Here is a 5,302-nt window from a genome sequence, read left to right on the forward strand (position 1 = left end):
GATTGTGTGCGTGAGCCGCTAGCTCCGAATCACCAGTTTAATCAATCGCTTCAATGGCTGAGGTACCATTCTCTTGGCATAGGACTCAAATTGCTTGGCGTAGGACTTCAGGACTGACTTGCGAGTTCTGATCATCGGCTTAGGCTGTGGCTTAAAATCAAACTGGTAGTATTGAGGCATCGTCGGAGAAAAGGGGACATCTTGATACCAGAGATTTCCATAGAACTGGGTGCGCTGGGTTACTAAGTGATCATAATTCAGCTTAATCCCATGCAGAGTATCCCAAGAGGGGGCGAAAATAACAATGCTGTTGTTCTGGCATTGACGCTTGACGGTTTCACACCACTCCCAAGGCAGCCAGCAGCGATCGTAAGCCTCGTTATATCGCCAAAATTCCCCGATGAAACGCTTTTCTGGCTTAAAGGTTAAATAATGGGTGTGAATATCTAGGTCTTCAGAGTTGCTGCACGGATTCACATTAAGCATATACGTGAGAGCCTTCTTCCGAATATCAGGATGAGGGCTGATTTCATAGCCATGCAGATATTTTTGCAAACCCGTATCAGAGCTAGTGGGTCTAACAATACCAAACTTCTGCTCTAGGGTAGCCTTAAACGCAGCCGATTTGAAGAACTCGTCTAATGCTGCCAAAATAGGATCATGAAAATGCTTGAGACGAAACGTAAGGCCGAAACCTTCGCAGGTTCTAATGTTTTCATAGCCTGAATGCCTCTTCAGCCAGTGTAGGTAGTCACGTACTGAAACTGTGCAACCTGGAAAGGGAATCACCTCGTAACCCTGAGCAAACAGAGTATCAATCAACTCCTTTGTAGTATTTGCCCTAGCAATCCTAACCTGAGGTGACGTGGTAATTGCATAAAAATGCTCATCTGAGAAAAAGTTTTTAATTTCGATATGACGAAAAGGGTGATGAAGAAACTCTGCCTTAGCAATTTTCTCTAAAAGATATGTAAAATCAAAAGTATTGGAGTTTACACTACTTGCCTCTTCAGTTGCCTCTTCAATAGTAGTCTGCATATGCTAGATGCCCCGTTGGTGCGCCCCTGTATACGCTAAGAGCATAGCAAATAAATCAGAGGATAGCAATCTAGAAATGTATTGATTACAACCTGCGCTCTAGATAGGAGATAGGATAGAAACTAGACGACTAAGCTGCTGTTGAGACAGCACTGATTTTGGGAAGTCTTAGTACTAGTCTATATTCATCTCTGTCAGCAATTGCTCTCTGTTAGCAATTGCCATAGCATACTGACTCAGGATCCACTAGACGGGGAATGCCATTGCTGATGACCAGTAGCGATATCGTTTTGTCTATTGACGGCGTATCAAAAAAGTTTTGTCGTAGCTTAAAGCGGTCTCTGTTCTATGGTGTGCAGGATATTAGCTCAGAGCTTCTAGGACTTAGGGATACAAGTGAAAAGCTTCGTCCACAAGAGTTTTGGGCACTACATAATGTCAGCTTTACTCTGCACCGAAAAGAAGCACTGGGGCTAGTGGGCAAAAATGGCAGTGGCAAAACAACGCTCTTGCGTATTATCAGTGGCTTAATTCGCCCTGATACAGGTCGAATTACCATCAAAGGCCGAGTAGCACCCTTGATTGCCCTTAGTGCGGGCTTCAACCCAGTTTTGACTGGTCGAGAAAATATCTATGCCAACATGTCAATTCTGGGGCTATCCAAGGCAGAAATTGATGCCCGCTTTCAGGATGTGGTGGATTTTGCGGACATTGGCGATGCGATCGATGCCCCAGTCAGCAGTTACAGTTCTGGTATGTCAGCCCGCTTAGGATTCGCTTGCGCTGTGCATACCGAACCTGACATTCTACTGATTGATGAAGTGCTCGCTGTTGGTGACAGCTCATTTCGGGGCAAATGCTTTCAAAAATTGCATGACTTGCGACAAAGGGGCACCTCATTTATCTTAGTGAGCCACAACGCCCACAGTGTTCTGACAATTTGTGACGCGGCAGTTTACCTCAACAAAGGGGAAGTGGCTGCTATAGGAGATACAGCAGAAATCATCAACCGTTACGAAGAAGACTTAATGCTCAGCGGGGTAGGAGATTTCAAAAGCTCTGTACTCATCGATAGCAAATCTAGCGCTACCAGTAATGGTTTGGATATTCAGTCAGTGTTTTTTAGAGACGGCCAAGGCAACCTGTTAGAACAGCCCACTAGTGGTCAGCCTATGGCTTTTTGTGTCAGTTGTGTAGTGCATCGCCCTATTGACAAAGTAGGCATTTCCTTCGTTATTTCTGGATTATCTGAAGGGGGAGAAACAGTTTTGCTGCTGAATAGCCGGGGAGATGAGCAGGAGTTGACGTTAGCTCCAGGTACCTATGAAATTCAGGTGAAGTTACCCTACCTGGGGTTACGCCTAGGGGGCTATGTGATGGATGTATTTGTGAAGCAAGATGGACTCTATCATTTGGACTTTTTTAAGGGATTCAAGTTCAAGGTGAAGTCTAAGGAAAGTATTGATCGTGGCTTATTTTACCAACCTAGGGAATGGGCCGTCGTTTCACAAACCTCTAACGATTCATTGGTTATTAGCCGCCCATGAAAATTATCATCGGCAATATTGTGACGCTAAACACTGGAGATGCAGCTATTTTAATTGCCACGATCGAGATGCTAAAGGCGACCTTTGGGCAAGATTTAGAGGTTGTGGTGTACGATCGCCAGCCCGATGCAGCCGCTAAGCTCTACCCAGACATTGTCTTTCGTCGGTGGCCCTATTTAAGTTTTGGACATTACCTCAACCCCACGGTGACTCGTAAGCGTCTACGCTGGTGGCATGGGCTGCGATTGTGGCTAGGGGAAATGCTGTTGCGCTACAAGCTAGCCGTGCTAGCGCAGATCTTACTCACAGCGGAAGAACAGACCTTGCTAGAGGATCACCAGTCTGCTGATTTGGCTATCAGTGGTGGTGGCACCTATTTGGTCGAAAATTATGACATGACTCCACGCATTTTTGACTACAACCTAGTATTGCGTTGGGGTTGTCCGCTAGCATTTTTTACCCAATCCCTGGGGCCTTTTACCAAGCCAATCATTCGGGCTGCCCTCAAACCTATTTTTAATCAGGCGATCGCCATCCTGGTACGCGGCCAAGCTTCCCAAGATCACCTGCTCGATTTGGGCATTGACCCTAGCTTGATCCACATCATGGCAGATGCGGCCTTTGCCCTGGGCGATTTGGCCACCATCCGAGCGGCGGCCCAAGCTCCTGCCCAACCGCTGCAACGGGTAGCCATCTCGGTACGAGACTGGTCTCACTTCAAGACAATGGATGCAGAGACAGGTATGAAGCGCTATATCGCTGCCTTTCAAGCCTTAACAACCTATCTTGTAACCCATCATCGGGTGCAAGTGACCTACCTATCTACCTGCCAAGGCATTCCCGATTACTGGTTAGATGATTCGGCAGTAGCGGTGCAAATTGTCAGCGGTCTTGCGGACGTGGTACGATCGGCGGTCACGGTTGATCGAAAGTTTCGTCCGCCTCGGAAACTGATGGCTGCGTTACAATCCTTTGACTTGGTGATTCCCACGCGAATGCACATGGCAATTTTGTCCTTGTCGATGGGGGTGCCAGTGTTCCCTATTGCCTACGAATTTAAGACCCAGGAGTTATTCACTAAGTTAGGGCAACAGAACTGGGTGCAGGATATTGAAACCCTGGAAGCAGAAACATTGATTCGTCAGGTTGATGCCTACTGGGCTGCGTTGCCTGACCAACGTGCAGCCTTATTTGCGGGGGTAGAGCAGGAATATCACCGGGCCTGGGAAGCGGCTCATGTGTTGCGGCAAGCTTACGATCGCTACCGCGCCCGATCTTCTCCCCAACTCCATCGTTCTCAGCCAAGTACTACCCATGCCTAGCTCAGTTCACCCCTACGACGATCAGCCCAGCAATCGCCTCTTAGCTCAACACCGTGGCAAACCTTTAGCCATCTTTGTACGTCGCGTTGGGATAGTGTCAGAAACCTTTATTCAGCGACATATCGAGCAATTACTGCCCGATCAAGTCGTCGTTGTTGCCTTGGATGACTCGACAGATCAAGGCGGGGGACATTGGACAGTGGATGCTCCCACCTTGGTGCTTAGCCATGTGCAGGCTGGATTTCGGGTACGCTTAGCTCACAAGTTGCGAACCTGGTTAAGACTACCTTCAACTCTTATGAATCCATTAGCCATTCAGACTAGAGCGATCAGGCAATTTCTGACCCACCATCAGGTTCAAGTCATTCTGGCGGAATATTTGGATTTGTTTCTGGACTGGTTACCCCTAGCCCAAGACCTAGGAATCCGCTTTTTTGCCCATGCCCATGGCTATGATGTCACACAGCAGTTGCGCGCTCCCCACTGGCAACGGGCCTATTTGCGCTACAACCAAGCGGATGGGGTGGTGACTATGAGCCAGGTCAGTCGCCATCGGCTAATCGCCCTGGGATTAAATCCTAACAAGGTTCATGCAGTGCCCTATGGTGTCGAGGTGCCCTCTCAACCACCCCGGCGACCCACGCAGGAGACTGTGCGCTGCCTTGCCGTTGGACGCATGGTGCCTAAAAAATCACCCATCTGCTTGCTAGATGCTTTTCGGCGGGCCGTAGCTGTTTACCCTGCCCTGCGGTTAGATTATGTGGGCACTGGTGCTCTGTTTCCAGCCGCTAGGGACTTTGTGGCCGTGATGGGGCTGGCTGATTTTGTGACCTTTCACGACAAGCAGCCCAACTCAGTAGTGCAGGCATTAATGCAGTCTGCGGATATTTTTGTGCAGCATAGTAAGACTGACCCAGCAACAGGGGATGAGGAAGGGCTGCCTGTGGCCATCCTAGAGGCAATGGCGGCTGGGTTGCCGATCGTGGCAACGCACCATGCGGGCATTCCTGAAGAAGTTGTAGAGGGAGAAACGGGGTTTTTAGTGCCAGAGGGCGATACAATCGCGATGGCAGAGCGAATCGTTACCCTAGCGCAAGATGCAGAGTTACGCCACACCCTAGGACAGGCTGGGTGGCAGCGTGCCCTCGATATGTTTACTTGGGAACAGGAGCGGAAATCCCTATTGGAGCTGATGGGGCTGTCTGCTCTTAGTTGTTCTAGCTATGATCGGCTCGATCACCCTGAGCAACCTGTGGATAACAGTTAGGTCAATATCATGCGTAACTACTCAGGCAATAGGAATGACAGTGGCATGGCTCAGCAAACTCCAGCGATTTCCGTGAATATGGCTGTTTATAATGCAGCACGGCACCTGCCAGCAGCGATCGATAGCAT

The 5,302-nt window shown here is 48.8% G+C and carries 4 protein-coding genes; 3 read left to right on the forward strand and 1 reads right to left on the reverse strand.

Annotated elements, in window-relative coordinates; genetic code table 11:
• Positions 1-18 precede the first annotated feature (18 nt).
• Positions 19-1,038 carry a hypothetical protein gene (locus NZ772_13130; GenBank protein MCS6814493.1) on the reverse strand — a complete coding sequence of 340 codons (1,020 nt, stop codon included), beginning with the start codon at positions 1,036-1,038 and terminating at the stop codon, positions 19-21.
• Between the two features lie 269 nt (positions 1,039-1,307).
• On the opposite strand from NZ772_13130, the gene NZ772_13135 reads away from it, so the two are divergent.
• The 3 genes from NZ772_13135 to NZ772_13145 are packed head-to-tail and all read left to right on the forward strand — an operon-like array spanning position 1,308 to position 5,174.
• Positions 1,308-2,585 (forward strand): ABC transporter ATP-binding protein, encoded by a 1,278-nt coding sequence (locus NZ772_13135; GenBank protein MCS6814494.1) that lies wholly within the window; start codon positions 1,308-1,310, stop codon positions 2,583-2,585.
• Positions 2,582-3,907 (forward strand): polysaccharide pyruvyl transferase family protein, encoded by a 1,326-nt coding sequence (locus NZ772_13140; GenBank protein ID MCS6814495.1) that lies wholly within the window; start codon positions 2,582-2,584, stop codon positions 3,905-3,907. Before NZ772_13135 ends, NZ772_13140 begins: the two co-directional genes overlap by 4 nt.
• Entirely contained in the window at positions 3,900-5,174 is a 1,275-nt protein-coding gene (locus NZ772_13145) for a glycosyltransferase family 4 protein (GenBank protein MCS6814496.1), read from the forward strand. Before NZ772_13140 ends, NZ772_13145 begins: the two co-directional genes overlap by 8 nt.
• Positions 5,175-5,302: the final 128 nt, after the last annotated feature.

This window comes from Cyanobacteriota bacterium (assembly GCA_025054735.1).
Lineage (GTDB): Bacteria > Cyanobacteriota > Cyanobacteriia > SKYG9 > SKYG9 > SKYG9.